The 15008-nt window shown below is 66.1% G+C and carries 16 protein-coding genes; 11 read left to right on the forward strand and 5 right to left on the reverse strand.

Features of this window, described 5'->3' with window-relative positions:
• Positions 1-182: 182 nt before the first annotated feature.
• Positions 183-1001, forward strand: a complete 819-nt coding sequence (locus NCS67_RS15815) for a helix-turn-helix domain-containing protein (RefSeq protein ID WP_175979224.1) — start codon at positions 183-185, stop codon at positions 999-1001.
• Positions 1002-1132: 131 nt separating this feature from the next.
• The gene (locus NCS67_RS15820; protein ID WP_008353575.1) at positions 1133-1405 is read left to right on the forward strand and encodes a hypothetical protein; all 273 of its coding nucleotides are present in this window, start codon (positions 1133-1135) and stop codon (positions 1403-1405) included.
• A gap of 92 nt (positions 1406-1497) precedes the next feature.
• On the opposite strand, the gene NCS67_RS15825 is transcribed toward NCS67_RS15820, so the two are convergent.
• From NCS67_RS15825 to NCS67_RS15835, 3 genes are all read right to left on the reverse strand, one after another.
• Entirely contained in the window at positions 1498-1665 is a 168-nt protein-coding gene (locus tag NCS67_RS15825; protein WP_008353574.1) for a hypothetical protein, read from the reverse strand.
• Between the two features lie 66 nt (positions 1666-1731).
• Complete coding sequence (locus tag NCS67_RS15830) at positions 1732-3174, reverse strand: MFS transporter (protein WP_250435670.1); 1443 nt, start codon at positions 3172-3174, stop codon at positions 1732-1734.
• A gap of 115 nt (positions 3175-3289) precedes the next feature.
• A complete protein-coding gene (locus NCS67_RS15835) occupies positions 3290-4582 on the reverse strand; it encodes an MFS transporter (protein ID WP_250435671.1) in 1293 nt (430 codons plus the stop codon).
• A gap of 527 nt (positions 4583-5109) precedes the next feature.
• Between NCS67_RS15835 and NCS67_RS15840 the strand changes: the two genes are divergently transcribed.
• Complete coding sequence (locus NCS67_RS15840; protein ID WP_008353569.1) at positions 5110-5853, forward strand: response regulator transcription factor; 744 nt, start codon at positions 5110-5112, stop codon at positions 5851-5853.
• Positions 5854-5917: 64 nt separating this feature from the next.
• On the opposite strand, the gene NCS67_RS15845 is transcribed toward NCS67_RS15840, so the two are convergent.
• Positions 5918-6823, reverse strand: a complete 906-nt coding sequence (locus NCS67_RS15845; protein WP_008353567.1) for a dihydrodipicolinate synthase family protein — start codon at positions 6821-6823, stop codon at positions 5918-5920.
• 212 nt (positions 6824-7035) lie between these two features.
• Between NCS67_RS15845 and NCS67_RS15850 the strand changes: the two genes are divergently transcribed.
• From NCS67_RS15850 to NCS67_RS15875, 6 genes are all read left to right on the forward strand, one after another.
• The gene (locus NCS67_RS15850; RefSeq protein ID WP_250435672.1) at positions 7036-7968 is read left to right on the forward strand and encodes a 4-hydroxyproline epimerase; all 933 of its coding nucleotides are present in this window, start codon (positions 7036-7038) and stop codon (positions 7966-7968) included.
• The gene (locus NCS67_RS15855; protein WP_250435673.1) at positions 7965-9104 is read left to right on the forward strand and encodes an NAD(P)/FAD-dependent oxidoreductase; all 1140 of its coding nucleotides are present in this window, start codon (positions 7965-7967) and stop codon (positions 9102-9104) included. Before NCS67_RS15850 ends, NCS67_RS15855 begins: the two co-directional genes overlap by 4 nt.
• Positions 9097-9345, forward strand: a complete 249-nt coding sequence (locus tag NCS67_RS15860) for a 2Fe-2S iron-sulfur cluster-binding protein (RefSeq protein WP_008353563.1) — start codon at positions 9097-9099, stop codon at positions 9343-9345. The genes NCS67_RS15855 and NCS67_RS15860 overlap by 8 nt, the downstream gene beginning before the upstream one ends.
• Positions 9342-10613 (forward strand): NAD(P)/FAD-dependent oxidoreductase, encoded by a 1272-nt coding sequence (locus tag NCS67_RS15865; protein ID WP_250435674.1) that lies wholly within the window; start codon positions 9342-9344, stop codon positions 10611-10613. The genes NCS67_RS15860 and NCS67_RS15865 overlap by 4 nt, the downstream gene beginning before the upstream one ends.
• An 85-nt stretch (positions 10614-10698) precedes the next feature.
• Positions 10699-11493 carry an AraC family transcriptional regulator gene (locus tag NCS67_RS15870; protein ID WP_008353561.1) on the forward strand — a complete coding sequence of 265 codons (795 nt, stop codon included), beginning with the start codon at positions 10699-10701 and terminating at the stop codon, positions 11491-11493.
• 349 nt (positions 11494-11842) lie between these two features.
• A complete protein-coding gene (locus NCS67_RS15875; RefSeq protein ID WP_051079069.1) occupies positions 11843-12253 on the forward strand; it encodes a response regulator in 411 nt (136 codons plus the stop codon).
• Positions 12254-12299: 46 nt separating this feature from the next.
• Here the strand turns inward: NCS67_RS15875 and NCS67_RS15880 are convergent, their stop codons facing one another.
• The gene (locus NCS67_RS15880) at positions 12300-12470 is read right to left on the reverse strand and encodes a hypothetical protein (protein ID WP_008353559.1); all 171 of its coding nucleotides are present in this window, start codon (positions 12468-12470) and stop codon (positions 12300-12302) included.
• 149 nt (positions 12471-12619) lie between these two features.
• On the opposite strand from NCS67_RS15880, the gene NCS67_RS15885 reads away from it, so the two are divergent.
• Both NCS67_RS15885 and NCS67_RS15890 read left to right on the forward strand, forming a co-directional pair.
• A complete protein-coding gene (locus tag NCS67_RS15885) occupies positions 12620-13291 on the forward strand; it encodes a glutathione S-transferase family protein (protein WP_250435675.1) in 672 nt (223 codons plus the stop codon).
• A gap of 78 nt (positions 13292-13369) precedes the next feature.
• The gene (locus NCS67_RS15890) at positions 13370-15007 is read left to right on the forward strand and encodes an ATP-binding domain-containing protein (RefSeq protein ID WP_250435676.1); all 1638 of its coding nucleotides are present in this window, start codon (positions 13370-13372) and stop codon (positions 15005-15007) included.
• Position 15008: the final 1 nt, after the last annotated feature.

A 15008-nucleotide genomic window follows, 5' to 3' on the forward strand; every position in this document is an offset into this window, starting at 1 on the left:
CACGGCTCGCGACGCATTGTTCGCTTGTTGTTGGACTTATCGGCGCGAAAGTGCCGGAGATTTAGGGTGTCGCGCGCAAGTTTTTCTTCGCAAATGTTTGCGGCGTAAATGTTACGTTCGTTCGCGCCGCTTACTTTGCAGGCAATGGATCGCGTGATCATGTTTCGTCTAACATCGGTTGCATGAACTCGACCCTCGTACATCCGGCCGTTCGATCGGACGTCGGCGCGCTATTGCGCGAATGGCGTCAGCGCAGGCGCATGAGCCAGCTCGATCTCGCAGGCGTTGCGGACGTGTCCACGCGTCACCTGAGCTTCGTCGAATCGGGCCGCTCGCTGCCGAGCCGGGACATGCTGATGCGCCTCGCCGAGCAACTGGACGTGCCGCTGCGCGAGCGCAACACGCTGCTCGTCGCGGCCGGTTATGCGCCGCTTTATCGCGAGCGCGCGCTGGCCGATCCGCAACTTTCCGCTGCCAGGCGTGCTGTCGATCTCGTGCTCAAAGGGCATGAGCCGTATCCCGCGCTCGCGGTCGATCGTCACTGGACGATGATCGCGGCCAACGCGGCTTTCGCGCCGCTCGTCGCATCGGCGGATGCGCAATTGCTCGTGCCGCCCGTCAACGTGCTGCGGCTGTCGATGCATCCGCAAGGTCTCGCCGATGCCATCGACAACTGGCACGAGTGGCGCGCGCATCTGCTCGCGCGCCTGCGCCGGCAAATCGACGTGTCCGGCGATGCGACGCTCGTCGCGCTCTTGGCCGAACTGGAGGCGTATCCCGCGCCGCGTCACGCGACCCACGAGCCGCGCGGCGAGACCGATCCCGTCGTCGTGCCCTTGCGTTTGCGCACGCAGCACGGCGTGCTGTCGTTCTTGAGCACGACGACGGTTTTCGGCACGCCCGTCGACATCACGTTGTCGGAGCTTGCGATCGAAGCCTTCTTTCCCGCCGACGATTCGACCGCCGCCATCCTTCGCGAACTCGCCGACGCAAGACGTTGAGCTTGCGTCGCGCCGCGCATGCTTACAGAATTGAACCTAGTCGACATGCGCGGATCAATGAGAAAGCAGGCTGCGCGTCGCATGGCGCGCGGCCTGTGTCAGCTTTTGTCCAACCAACGCGGAAGGCAGCGATGATTCAAACATTCGAACAAGTGATCGGCGGGCAAACGATGCAGTTTTGCGCCAGCATCGCGGAGGGCGGCGGGCCGCTGCGCGTCATCATCAGCCGTGCGGATTCGGCGGAATCGCTCGTGATCGTCGAAGCGGACGGCATCATCGGCGCGATCAAGGCCGAAGTGGAAGCGCCCGATACGCTCGTCGCCGATGCCGTTCGCAAGGCGCAGCAGGAAGCGCTCATCGAGCGTGCGCTGGAAACCGGCGCGGTGCAGACCACTAGCCTGTAACGCTCTTCGTCCACGAGCATCAGTAAGAATGCCCGCGCCGCTTTCAAGGCCGCGCGGGCATTGCTTTATGCGCGCGATGGCCGCCCGGCGTTCTACATGCGCGGTTCGCCGTTTTTCGGATCGGCGGGCACCATTGGCGTCGCGGAATCCGGGCCGTCAGGCATGTCCGGATCTTCGGGGTTCGGCGCGGCGTCGGGATCGAGCAGCTTGTCCGGGTCCGGTTCGAGCGGCTCCTCGGGGGAGCGGGGCATTGTCGACATGGTGTTGTCCTCAAAAGATTCGCGGCTTTACCTGGGCGTTGCAACGGCCGTTCCCGACGTCCGTCTCTAGGTAACACGTTCTTCGGCGTTCGCGCTCGCCGGATTGTTAACATGACGCGCGATCGACGCGGCGCACAACAGAAGCGCGACGGAGATCGCCGCCGACCAGCGCACCGCATCGACGATCTGGTGCGCGCTCGCCGCGCCGTCGCCATAAGCCGCGAGCGCGCCGAACGCCGCGACGCCGATCGCGCCCGCCGCCTGCCGCGCCGTGTTGAGCACCGCCGACGCCGTGCCCGCACGCGGCTGGCCGACGGTGCCGAGCAGCGCGGTCGTCATCGCCGGGACCGCGAGTCCCATCCCCGATGGAATCAGCAGGAACGGCACGAGCAGCGCGGCCGTGGGCGTCGTCGCATCGACGAAGGCGAGCGCGGCGAAACCGGCGGCGTCGAGCAGCGCGCCGAAGATCATCGGGCCGCGCGAGCCGAAGCGCGCGACGACAGGGCCGCTCGCCAGGTTCGAGATCAGGAATCCGCCCGTCAGCGGCAGGAACGCGAGGCCGGTCTGCAAGGGCGTGTGACCGAGCACGCGCTGCAAATACAGGCTCAGCACGAAGACCATTCCATAGTAGGTGAGATTCACGCCGATACCGAAGGCCACGGCCGCGCTGAACGTGCGCTCGGCGAAGAGCGACAGCGGCAGCATCGGCGTGCGGCTTTCGCGCTCGATCGCGATGAACGCGCCGCCCGCCGCCAGCGCGAGCAGCAAAGCGCCGATGACGAGCGGATGCATCGGTCCGAGCGGGCGCAGTTCGATCACAGCGCCGACGAACGAGGCGAGCGCGACGATCCCCAGCGCCTGGCCGGGCAGGTCGATGCCGCGCGCACGACCGGCATCTTTGGGTCGCGCGTTTTCTATCCACGCTAGCGTCGCGACGATGCCCGCCGCGCAGATCGGCAGATTGACCCAGAAAATGCTGCGCCAGCCGAACGCCGCGATCAGCACGCCGCCGACGATCGGCCCCGCCGCGATCGACACCGCGCCCGCCGCCGTCCACAAGCCGACCGCTCGCGCGCGCAGACGCCGGTCGTGGCCGCACGCCGCATTCAGCAGCGCGAGCGAGTTCGGCAGCATCGCCGCCGCGCCGACGCCCTGCAAGGCCCGCGCGGCGATGAGTTGCGCCGCGTCGCCGGAAAAGGCGCACGCGAGCGACGCCAGCGCGAAAAGCGCGAGTCCGCCGACGAACATGCGCCGCGCGCGGAAGCGGTCGCCGAGCGAACCGGCCGAGAGCATGAGCGCGGCGAAGGCGAGCGCGTAGCTGTCGATGGTCCATTGCAGGCTCGCGACGCTCGCACCCAGATCGTGGCCGATGCGCGCGAGCGCGACATTCACGATCGAGACATCGAGTTGCGAGACGACGAAGCCGACGCTGGTCGCCGTCACGGTGAGCGTCTGCCGTGCGGACAGACGCGTTTCGGATGAAGAAAGATTCGAGTTCATGCCGGCCATCGTAGGCGCGCGGCGCGGCCGATGTTTCGGCATGGGCCGAAACGTGAAAGCGCAATGAAAAATGGCGCACCGCGTGAACGGTGCGCCACTTCGCGTGTGGAACGCTAACGCCGGATCAGCGCGCCTGCTTGATGAACAACGTCGTCAGCGCGCCGACCGCGCACAGTGCGCCGACGTAGATCGCGGGCGCCATCGGGCTCGATTTCATCATCAGCGAGACGACGATCGGCGTGAGTCCGCCGAACACCGCATACGCGACGTTGTACGAAAACGAGATGCCGGAGAAACGCACGGCCGCGGGGAACGACTTGACCATCACGAACGGAATCGCGCCGATCACGCCGACGAAAAAGCCCGCGAGCGCGTACCACGGCAAAAGCGCGGAGGCATCGGCCGCGACCTGCTGGAACATCATCCAGTACGTGACGGCGAGCGCCACGCCGCCGACGAAGATCGTCTTGCCCGCGCCGATGCGGCCCGCGATCGCGCCCGCCAGCACGCAGCCGATCGTGAGACACAGCGTCGCCGCGCAGTTCGCGACGAGCACCGTCGCCGGCGCGATGTGGAACTGCTTCTGCAGCAGCGTCGGCGTCATCAGGATCACGACGACGATCGCGGCGGAAAGCATCCACGTCAGCAGCATCGACACGATGACGGCGCGGCCGTGATCGCGCAGCACGGCCTTGAGCGGAAGTTCCGCGGCGAGCGACTTGCGCTTCTGCAACTCGGCGAACACCGGCGTTTCATGCAGCCAGCGACGCAGATACACCGAGCACAGACCGAAGATGCCGCCGAGCAGGAACGGCAGGCGCCACGCGAAATCGGCGACTTCGGCCGGCGCGAACGCCTTGTTGATGCCCGTGGCGATCAGCGAGCCGAGCAGAATGCCCGCCGTCAGGCCGGCCGTGAGCGTGCCGCACGCATAGCCGATATGACGCCCCGGCACATGCTCCGACACGAACACCCACGCGCCCGGCACTTCGCCGCCGACCGCCGCGCCCTGCATCACGCGGAACACGAGCAGCAGGACGGGCGCCATCAGGCCGATCGACGCGTACGTGGGCAGGAGGCCCATCAGGAGCGTCGGCACGGACATCAGCAGCACGGAAAGCGTGAACATGCGCTTGCGTCCGAGCAGATCGCCGAAGTGCGCCATGATGATCCCGCCGAGCGGGCGCGCGAGATAACCCGCCGCGAAGATGCCGAAAGTCTGCAATTGACGCAGCCAGTCAGGAATCGACGGCGGAAAGAACAATTGGCCGATGACCGGCGCGAAGAACACGAAGATGATGAAGTCGTAGAACTCGAGCGCGCCGCCGAGCGCGGCGAGCGTGAGCGTCTTGTAATCGCCGCGCGTGAGCGCACGGCTGGCCGCGCGCGGGGCGTCGGACAGAGGTGTTGCCTGCATCGGAAAAGAACCCGTAAGTGGAAAAGCCACGCATGACGCGCGGTAGAACGAGGCTTTGCCCTGCGGGAGTGACTAAACGCGCCGGGTGGACGCGAAGCGAAGGCCCGGGCGCGGAACGCGAACGATCCGGGCCGGAAGCCAGCGGGCGCGGATTCGAAAGCCGCTGCCCGTCATCCGCGCTGCGCGATGCGACGGACAGTCGCGGCGCAGCTTGCTACGCGACGTCTCGGTAAAACGGCGGAAGCGGGAACTTTTGAGCCAAACACGGCATGTTACAGGATGAAAGCGCGCGCAAAAGCGAAAAGCCGTTCTAATTTCGAGATGGTTGCGCGCATCAGACGCCGCCCGTTCCGGGCGCTACGCAGTCACATGCGTTGACAATTCGGATGAGTCCGATGGGAAAGGGTCGCATCGCTGCCCAGAATTCGCAGCTTGTAAATCCCCGTCTCATCCCGCGACGAGACGCCCGGCGGGCGCCGCAAAACGGCCTCCGCTTCATGTCCCTTGGACTCATCAGGTAAGACACTATGCGCGTCGCCGTTTTGCAAACCGACCCCAGTTATCGAAATCTCATCAGCGATGTCGTCAAACGACTCGGCCACACTTGCGTGACTTTCGGCGATGGCCTCGTGCTGTCGAAGGCGCTGTCCCGCTCCACGGTCGATCTGCTGATTCTCGACTGGAATTCCACGGGCCTCTGCGGCCTCGATCTGCTGAAATCCGTGCGCTCGAGCTTCGGCGAACGCGTGCCGGTCATGTTCGCGACGCCGGACGGCGCCGAACACAACGTCGTCTGCGCGCTCACCGCCGGCGCGGACGATTTCGTCGTGTATCCGATCCGCCCGGGCGAGTTCGGCGCGCGCGTCGAAGCGCTCTTGCGCCGCGCGTATCCCGCGACGTCGAGCGCATGCCTCGAAGTCGGGCCGTATCGTTTCGACGCACGCCAGCAAACCGTCACCGTGCGCGGCAAGCCGGTGCAGTTGAGCGGCACGCAATTCCGTCTCGCGCAGCTTTTCTTCTCGAACATCGGCCGCGTGCTGTCGCGCGATCATATTTTCGCGATGGTCTGGGGACGCGAGTTCCGCGAAACGACCCGCACGATCGACAGCCACGTTTCGCGCCTGCGTCTCGCGCTGGAAATCGAGCCGGTCAACAACTTCCGCCTGCAGCCGGTGTACAAGAGCGGTTACCGTCTGCTGCATCTCTACGATGAAGGCGCGGATTCGGATGGCGGTCTCACCGATCCCGCGCCTGCGCAGATCGCGGCCTGAAGCCGATCAAAAAGCAAATGCCGCCGGTTGACAAACCGGCGGCATTTTTCATTTCGCGCGCGTCTTAAAGCGCCGGCAATGCGGGGCGCGTCTCGATGCTCCGGCGAATCAGCGTTTCGACTTCCTTGCGCTCATCGCCGGCGAGCGGCAGGCGCGGCGGACGCACCGGCTCCGTGCCCAGACCGACGATCGCCTCGGCGAGCTTGATGTTCTGCACGAGCTTGTGCGACACGTCGAGCGCGAGCAGCGGCGCGAACCAGCGATAGATCGCGCGCGCTTCCTCGACACGCCCCGCGCGAATCAGCTTGCTGATCGCGACCGTTTCGCGCGGGAACGCGCACACGAGACCCGCGACCCAGCCGTGCGCGCCCATCAGCATCGCTTCCATCGCGAGATTGTCGACGCCGCAAAAGATCGCATAGCGGTCGCCCGTTTCGTTGATGAGATCGGTGATGCGGCGCACGTCGCCGCTCGATTCCTTGATCGCCGCGAACTTCTTGTCTTCGGCAAGTTCGGCGAACATCTTCGGCGTGACATCGACGCCATAAGCGAGCGGATTGTTGTAGACCATCAGCGGCAGCGGACTGGCATCGGCGACCATGCGGAAATGATTGAGCGTCTCGCGCCGGTCGGACAGATAACGCAAACCCGGCAGCACCATATAGCCCGCCGCACCGTGGCGCGCGGCGCGCTCGGCCTGGCGGCAGCCGTCGAGCGTGCTGTTCTCGGCGATCGTCAGGAGCACCGGCACGCGGCCGCGTGCGGCGTCCACGGCGATGTCGAGCACGTCGAGCTTTTCGTCCAGCGATAACGTCGATGCTTCGCCGAGCGAGCCGCACACGATGATGCCGTCCACGCCCGCTTCGATCTGCGCGTCGATGTTCTTCGCGGTCCACGCACGGTCTATGCTGAAATCGGCGTTGAACTTGGTGGTCACGGCGGGCATCACGCCTTCCCAGATATGCGTCACGGCGGCTCTCCGAAATTGATTGGACGGTACGCAGTGTAAGCACCGAAAAATCAGGCGTCTTGCGTGATTCGCGCGCGCCGCGTGCCGATTTCGGCATAACCGTTTCGCAGCGCGAAAGGCCCCTCCGGACGACCTTCGATTATGCCGATTTCGTCATCCAAACCGTCCAGCCGCGTCAAGACGCCCGGCGTACGCGTTTCTACGATAGCGGCATGAAAACCATCGACATCATCGACTCGCATACGGGCGGCGAACCGACGCGCCTCGTGATCGCGGGCGGCCCCGATCTGGGCAACGGCACACTCGTGCAACGGCTCGACGCGTTTCGCACGCGCTTCGATGACTGGCGCCGCGCCATCGTCACGGAGCCACGCGGCTCGGACGTGATGGTCGGCGCGTTGCTCTGCGAACCCGACGATCCCGCAGCCGCGGCGGGCGTCATCTTCTTCAACAACGTCGGCTATCTCGGCATGTGCGGGCACGGCACGATCGGGCTCGTCGCGTCGCTCGCCCATGCGGGCAGGATCGCGCCGGGGCGGCATCGGATCGATACGCCCGTCGGGCCCGTCGATGCGACGCTGCACGAGAACGGCAGCGTCAGCGTGCGCAACGTGCCGGCGTATCGGCATCGGCGGGCGGTATCGGTCGATGTGCCCGGCCACGGCACGCTCACCGGCGACGTCGCGTGGGGCGGCAACTGGTTCTTTCTCGTCGCGGATCACGGTCGCGAACTGGTGCCCGCGCGCATCGCCGAGCTGACCGCGTTCACCGAGGCGATCCGCGATGCCTTGCATGCGCAGGGCATCACCGGCGCGGACGGCGCGTTCATCGACCATATCGAACTGTTCGCGGATTCGCCCGTCGCCGGCGTCGACAGCCGCAATTTCGTGCTGTGTCCGGGCAGCGCCTACGACCGTTCGCCGTGCGGCACCGGAACGAGCGCCAAGCTCGCGTGCCTCGCGGCGGACGACGCGCTCGCGCCGGGCGACATCTGGCGCCAGGAGAGCATCATCGGCAGCGTGTTCGAGGGCAGTTACGCGCTCGACGGCGACGCGCTGATCCCGACGATCACCGGTTACGCGCACGTCATGTGCGAAGGACGGCTCGTGTTCGACGCGCGCGATCCGTTCATCAAAGGCATATGACGGCGGACGTGATCGTCGTCGGCGGCGGGATTGTCGGGGCGGCGTGCGCAGCCGAGCTTGCCGCGCGCGGCATGACGGTCGATGTGCTCGACGCGGGCGGCATCGGCGGCGGCGCGACGGCGGCGGGCATGGGCCATATCGTCGTGATGAACGATTCGCCCGCCGAATTCGCGCTGGCGCGGGCTTCGCGCGAACTGTGGCTCGCGCTCGGCCCGCAACTGCGCGAGCGCGATGCGTTCTCGCGCTGCGGCACGCTCTGGATCGCGGAAGACGACGAGGAACTCGACGCCGCGCGCGCGATGCGCGACGCATTCGCCGCGGCGGGCGTGCGCGCGCATATGGTCGACCGCGCCGCGCTGCGCGAATCCGAGCCGTCGGTGAGCCACGCGATGCAAGGCGGCCTGCTCATCGACGACGACGCGATCGTCTACGCGCCCGCCGCCGCGCAATGGCTGCTGGCGAGTTCGACGCGCATTCGCGTATCGACCGGCTGCGCGGTGCATTCCGTCGACGCCGCCGGCGCGCACGCGCGCGTCACGCTCGCGAATGGTGAACGACGAACGGCTGCGCACGTGGTCGTCGCCAACGGGCTCGCCGCGCCGGATCTGATCGCGGGCCTGCCGCTCGAAACGAAGAAGGGGCATCTGCTCATCACCGATCGTTATCCGGGCACGGTTCGTCATCAGGTGCTGGAGCTCGGCTATATCAAGAGCGCGCATCACGCGCGCGGCACGTCGGTCGCGTTCAATGCGCAGCCGCGTCCGACCGGGCAAGTGCTGATCGGGTCGTCGCGTCAATTCGGCACGCTCGATCCCGCCGTCGAAATGAACGTGCTCGCGATGATGCTCGCGCGCGCGACGCGCTATCTGCCGGGAATCGGCGGGCTCGATGCGATTCGCGCGTGGACCGGTTTTCGCGCCGCCACGCCCGACGGCTTGCCGCTGATCGGACCGGCGCGTTTCCCCGGCGACCGGCTGTGGCTCGCGGCGGGTCACGAAGGGCTCGGCGTGACGACGTCGCTCGGCACCGCGAAACTCCTCGTCGCGCAGATGCTCGGCGAGCCGCTTGCATTCGATATGCCCGACACGAACGCTTTCTCCCCGCAACGATTCGCGCCGGAGCACGCCGATGGCTGAGCGCGTGCGCGTCATCATCGACGGCGAATCGCTCGACGTGCCCGCGTTCGCGACCGTCGCGGCCGCGATCGCGATGCGGGGCATTCGTGGCACGCGGCGCTCTGTCACCGGCGAGCCGCGCGCCGCGCTGTGCGGCATGGGCGTGTGTCACGAATGCCGCGTGACGGTCGATGGCCGCGCGCATGTGCTCGGCTGTCAGACGCTTTGCCGCGACGGCCTGTCGATCGAGACGACGCGATGAACATCGAACGAGTGGACATCGCGATCGTCGGCGCGGGACCGGCGGGCTTGAGCGCGGCGCGAATGGCGGCGCGAGCGGGCGGGCGCGTCACGCTCATCGACGACAATCCGCGCGCTGGCGGCCAGATCTGGCGGCAAGGTCCGACGCAAGCGCCCGCCGCGCCATTGCGCCAATGGCTCGACGAAACGCGCTCGCACGCGAAGCTGATCGTGATGAACTCGACGAAGGTCGCGGCAGCGCCCGGCGACAAACGGCTGCTGCTCGAACGCGACGGCGCGCCGCTCGTGCTCGCGTATTCGAAGCTCATCCTCGCGACCGGCGCGCGCGAGCGGCTGCTTCCTTTCGACGGCTGGACCTTGCCCGGCGTGACCGGTGCAGGCGGCTTGCAGGCGCTCGTCAAAGGCGGCATGCCGGTGCGTGGCGAGCGCATCGTCGTGGCGGGCAGCGGGCCGCTGTTGCTCGCCGCCGCCGATACCGCGCGTCGTCACGGTGCGCGCGTCGTCGCGGTCGTCGAACAGGCGCCGTTCGCGCGGGTCGCACGATTCGTCGCGTCGCTGGCGCTGACGCCGGGAAAGCTGGCGCAGGCCGTCGCGCTCGGCGTCGCGTGTTACCGCACGGGCAGCGTCGTCGTGAAGGCGCATGGAAGCGCGCGCGTGGAGGCGGTCACGATCCGCACGCGCGGGCGCGATGAAACGCTCGAAGCGGATCGCATCGCGTGCGGTTTCGGACTCGTGCCGAACACGACGCTCGCGCTTGCACTCGGCTGCTCGACGGACGAACGCGACGGCGCGATCCACGTCGACGGCGCCCAGCGAACCTCTCAGCGAGACGTATTCGCGGCGGGCGAATGCGCGGGCATCGGCGGGATGGAACTCGCGCGCGTCGAAGGCGCGATCGCGGCGCAGGCGGCGCTCGGCGTCGCCATCGATGCGCGTTTGGTGCGCGAACGCGATCGCTGGCGTGCCTTCGCGCGACGCGTCGCACGTACGTTCGAACTCGGCGCCGACGCCCGCGCGATGCCATCGCCGGACACGTTGCTGTGCCGCTGCGAGGATGTTTCAATCGGCGAAGTCGCCGCGCACGCGAGCTGGCGCGATGCCAAATTGCAGACGCGTTGCGGCATGGGGCCGTGTCAGGGGCGCATCTGCGGCGAGGCGGCGTCGCTCCTGTTCGGATGGCCGCGCGCGGTGGCGCGTCCACCGTTCGCGCCGGTTTGCATCGACACGCTGATCGCTGCGGGCGAACTGACCGAAACGCGTCATTTCTAGTGGGGCCAGCGCCAATTTTGTCCGCGTATTGGCGCTCCTATAATCGGTCGCCAGCATCCACCGAGCGCAACCGACACCCGCACGCATGACGATCGCACCACCTCCGGCATCGACGCTCGCCGACATGCTCGCGCATTTCGCGCTGCTCGCGCCGGTTTTCGACGCGATGCCCGACATCGTGTTCTTCGTGAAGGATCGCGAGGCGCGCTACGCGATGGTCAATCGCACGCTCGCGCGCCGCTGCGGTCACAAGGACGACAAATCCGCGCTGCTGGGCAAGACCGCCGAGGACGTATTCCCGCGTCGCTTCGGGCGCATCTACACGGCGCAGGATCAGGCGATCATCGCGCAGGGACATCAGTTGATCGATCAGCTCGAACTGCATCTGTATCCGGGGCGCGAGCCCGGCTGGTGCATGACGTGCAAGCAGCCGCTGCACGATACGCAGGGACATATCGTCGGGCTCGCGGGCATTTCGCGGGATCTGCAAGCGGCCGAAGGCACGCATCCCGCGTACAGCCGGCTCGCGGCGGTCGTGCAGCACATTCAGGAAAATTACGTGCAGCCGCTCAACATGCGGCAGCTCGCGCAGATGGCGAACATGTCCATCGCGCAACTGGAGCGCTACTTTCACAAGGTCTTTCATCTGACGCCGCGCCAGGTGCTGTTGAAAACGCGGCTCGACGCGGCCACTGCGCTCCTCGTCTCGCAGGAGAAAGTCACCGATGTTGCCGCGCTGTGCGGGTACACCGATCACAGCGCCTTCACGCGCCAGTTCAAGGCGACGGTCGGCCTCACGCCGAGCGAATATCGCGCGCTGCTGCAGGCGGGCACGTCGAGCGCCTCGCGCCCCGATTCCATCCGCGAGACAAACGTCTGATGGGAAAACAGGGCACGGCCGATGCCGGAATTACACGATCGTGCGCGTGTGACGAGCGTTTGGGCGAGGCGGATCGGCCGGGAGGCCCGCGCGACGCGGCGCTTGCGGCGAAAGATGCAAACCGGTCCGGTTTTTGCTCCTTTAGGCACGCTGCAACCGGGCGATTTTTCGCGTCGGCGCAGTCACAAACCGCGAGGCGTTCCGCACCGGCGTACGCGCGGCATAAAAAACGGTGCGTTCGGAATTCCCGCCGCGTTCTCGTGTCAATCAGTGCGCGCTACCGCGCGCGCGGCGGAAAGAGCTGGAGACCGACGCGAGAATTCCGTTTTTGGCAGTAGAAAAGAACATCATGAACGAAGTGGCAAGACTGGGGCATATGCGGATCGTCCTCATCGAAGACGATCCCGAGAGCAGAGCGTCGCTGCAGACGTTGCTGGAAGAAGAGGGTGCCGAAGTCATCGCCGTAGCCGACGCCGAAGACGGCGCGCAAGCGGCGATCGAGCATCTTCCGGATGCGGTGATCTGCGATCTCGACCTTCCCGAGATGGACGGTTTCTACCTCGTCCAACGTTTGCGGGATCACGAAATACGCGGAAATCTGCCGCCGTCCGTGGCGATCGCGCTAACGGGGCACGGCGGCGAGGAATACCGATTACGCAGCATCGGCGAAGGCTTTCAGCATTTCATGACGAAGCCGGTGCATCCCGACGAACTCGTCACGCTGATCCAGGACGCGGCTCGGGCCCGTGTGGTGATGTGATGTGATGTGAGTCGCGCGGGCCGCCATCGACGGCGGCCCGGAACGCCTAGGACCGGTCGCGGTTGCGCGCCCGCGTCGCGCCCGTGATGACGGCGATGCCCAGCATGATGACGGCCACGATCATGATCGTGTGCTGCGAGACGTGCATCGCCACGAGCGCCCACGACACGCCGCCAATGAAAATCAGCCAGCCTACGAGATAAATGATCAGCGTCATCGACTTCTCCTTTTTCGTTGTGTGTTAGAAATCGTTGCGCGGCCTTCATCGAAGGGCCGTATGCTTTCGACGCCCGGCCGCGCATCAGTTCGCTGGATGCAAGTGGCGTACCGCGAGCGGCATCGTCGAATATGAAGAAGAGTCCAGGCATGCTGACCGTTCATCATCTCAACAATTCCCGCTCGCAGCGCGTGCTGTGGATGCTCGAAGAACTCGGCGTCGAATACGAGCTGAAGCGCTATCAGCGCGACCCGCGCACGATGCTCGCGCCGGCCGAGTTGCGCGCGGTGCATCCGCTCGGCAAATCGCCCGTCGTGACCGTCGATGGCCTCACGCTCGCCGAGTCGGGCGCGGTCATCGAATATCTCGTCGAACGGTACGGCGAAGGCCGTTTCGCGCCGCCGTCCGGCACGACGCCCGAACGCGTGCGCTACAACTACTGGATGCATTACGCCGAAGGCTCCGCGATGCCGCCGCTCCTGCTCAAGCTCGTCGCGCGGCGGCTGGAGAGCGCGAAAATGCCGTTCTTCGCTAAGCCGATCGCAAGGCGCATCGCGCAGACGATGCAGAGCAGTTTCATCGATCCGCAACTGCGTCTGCATTTCGGCTATATCGATGCCGAACTGGCAAAGTCGCCGTGGTTCGCCGGCGATTCGTTCACCGCCGCCGACGTTCAAATGAGCTTTCCCCTCGAAGCCGGCAGCGCCCGCGCGGGCGCGAAGTCGATGCCGCATATCCGCGCCTTTCTCGAACGCATTCACGCGCGTCCGGCATATCAGCGCGCGCTCGAAAAAGGCGGCCGATACGATTACGCAAGCTAGCCATCCGGCCTATTGCGGGAACCGTAAGCGCGTTGCGTACAATGACTCGGACGCAATCACTCAGCCCAAAGGCGACGCATGGCCCGAATCGTTCCCGACGACTGGAAGAACCTCGAAGCGACCGGCGCGGCGGCGCGCGAACTCGAAACGCTCGCGCGCCTCGAAAAGCTGCCCGACGACTACACGGTCTATCACGGCGTGCACTGGACTCGCGTCAACGAAGGATTTTCGGTCTTCGGCGAAGCGGATTTCGTAGTCGTCGCGCCGTCCGGCCGCGTGCTGATGATCGAGCAGAAGGCCGGTTTTCTGCGCGAGACGGGGCAAGGTCTCGTCAAGGTCTATTTGCAGAAAGAGCGCAACGTCGCCATTCAGCTCGCGCGCACGCTGGAGAACCTGCATCGGCGGTTCACGGCGGCGTTCGGCGCGGGCACGTACCGGATCGAGGAACTGCTTTACTGCCCCGATTACACCGTCAAGAACACGGCGATCGCGGGCGTGTCGCCGGCGCGCATCGTCGATGCGAGCCGCAAGTCGCAGCTTGCGCGCGTCGTGCTCGAAATCCTGCCGCCGGACGAGCCGCGCTTCGAATCGGCGGCGCGCATCCATCATTTTCTCGCCGACGAACTTTCGCTCACGCCCGATACCAACGCGCTCGTCGGTGTGGCGAACACGCTCGTCACGCGTCTGTCGGGCGGGCTCGCGACGTGGGCGCGGCGGCTCGAATTCGAACCGTTCCGTCTGCGCGTGATCGCGACCGCGGGCGCGGGCAAGACGCAACTCGCCGTGCGCGTGATGCGCGACGCGCTCGCGCAGGGCAAGAGCGTGCTCTACGTGTGCTTCAACCGGCCGCTCGCCGACCATATTCGTGCGATCGCACCGAAAGAGGCGAAGATCGCGAATTACCATCAGTTGAGCGCGGCCGTCGCGCGCGATGCGGGCAGTCCGCCGGACTTCAGTCAGCCGAATGTCTTCGCGACGCTCGAAGATCGCTTCGCCGCCGTGCCCGTGCCCGAGCAATGGAAGACAGATGTGCTCATCGTCGATGAAGGCCAGGATTTTCAGGCGGCGTGGGTCGAGGCGCTCGAACGTCTGCTGAATCCTGAAGGCGCGTGGTGGTGGCTCGAAGATCCGATGCAGAACCTTTATTTGCGCGAGCCGGTGCCGCTGCCGGGCTGGACGATCCTGCGCGAAACGACGAACTATCGCAGCCCGCGCGATCTGCTCGGTTTCATCCGCAAGGTCGTCGGGCCAGATGTGCGGCTCGATGCGGGCAGTCCCTTCGACGGCTCCGACGTGAGCGTTTCGACCTACGCCGACGGGCATCCCGAGGAAATCATCGAGGCGACCAAGCGCGCGATCACGCACGCGTTGTCGCTCGGCTTTCGCAAGCAGGACATCGCGGTGCTGTCGTTCCGGGGCCGCGAGGGTTCGGCGCTCACTGCCGTCGATCACCTCGGCCCGCATCGGCTGCGCGCCTTCACCGGAACGTACGATCTGTTCGGCAACCCGGAGTATCGCGAGGGCGACGTGCTGCTCGAATCGATCTATCGCTTCAAGGGGCAATCGGCGCCCTGCGTGATTCTCACCGAAGTCGATTTCGACGCGCTCGACGAGCAGGCCGCGCGCAAGATCTTCGTCGGCGCGACGCGGGCGACGATGAAGCTGATCGTCGTCGCGTCCGAGCGCGCGGCCCGGGCGATCGAAGCCTTGCAATAGC

Origin of the sequence: Caballeronia sp. ATUFL_F2_KS9A (assembly GCF_023630765.1) — a bacterium.
GTDB classification, from domain to species: Bacteria; Pseudomonadota; Gammaproteobacteria; order Burkholderiales; family Burkholderiaceae; genus Caballeronia; species Caballeronia zhejiangensis.

Excerpts from the sequence above, each read along its gene's own strand:
- NCS67_RS15825 (WP_008353574.1), bottom strand. The coding sequence starts at position 1,665 with ATGTCGACAATGCCCCGCTCCCCCGAGGAGCCGCTCGAACCGGACCCG.
- NCS67_RS15870 (WP_008353561.1), top strand. The coding sequence starts at position 10,699 with ATGACGATCGCACCACCTCCGGCATCGACGCTCGCCGACATGCTCGCG.
- NCS67_RS15885 (WP_250435675.1), top strand. The coding sequence starts at position 12,620 with ATGCTGACCGTTCATCATCTCAACAATTCCCGCTCGCAGCGCGTGCTG.
- NCS67_RS15820 (WP_008353575.1), top strand. The coding sequence starts at position 1,133 with ATGATTCAAACATTCGAACAAGTGATCGGCGGGCAAACGATGCAGTTT.
- NCS67_RS15850 (WP_250435672.1), top strand. The coding sequence starts at position 7,036 with ATGAAAACCATCGACATCATCGACTCGCATACGGGCGGCGAACCGACG.
- NCS67_RS15855 (WP_250435673.1), top strand. The coding sequence starts at position 7,965 with ATGACGGCGGACGTGATCGTCGTCGGCGGCGGGATTGTCGGGGCGGCG.
- NCS67_RS15890 (WP_250435676.1), top strand. The coding sequence starts at position 13,370 with ATGGCCCGAATCGTTCCCGACGACTGGAAGAACCTCGAAGCGACCGGC.
- NCS67_RS15830 (WP_250435670.1), bottom strand. The coding sequence starts at position 3,174 with ATGGCCGGCATGAACTCGAATCTTTCTTCATCCGAAACGCGTCTGTCC.
- NCS67_RS15860 (WP_008353563.1), top strand. The coding sequence starts at position 9,097 with ATGGCTGAGCGCGTGCGCGTCATCATCGACGGCGAATCGCTCGACGTG.
- NCS67_RS15875 (WP_051079069.1), top strand. The coding sequence starts at position 11,843 with ATGAACGAAGTGGCAAGACTGGGGCATATGCGGATCGTCCTCATCGAA.
- NCS67_RS15880 (WP_008353559.1), bottom strand. The coding sequence starts at position 12,470 with ATGACGCTGATCATTTATCTCGTAGGCTGGCTGATTTTCATTGGCGGC.
- NCS67_RS15815 (WP_175979224.1), top strand. The coding sequence starts at position 183 with ATGAACTCGACCCTCGTACATCCGGCCGTTCGATCGGACGTCGGCGCG.
- NCS67_RS15835 (WP_250435671.1), bottom strand. The coding sequence starts at position 4,582 with ATGCAGGCAACACCTCTGTCCGACGCCCCGCGCGCGGCCAGCCGTGCG.
- NCS67_RS15840 (WP_008353569.1), top strand. The coding sequence starts at position 5,110 with ATGCGCGTCGCCGTTTTGCAAACCGACCCCAGTTATCGAAATCTCATC.
- NCS67_RS15865 (WP_250435674.1), top strand. The coding sequence starts at position 9,342 with ATGAACATCGAACGAGTGGACATCGCGATCGTCGGCGCGGGACCGGCG.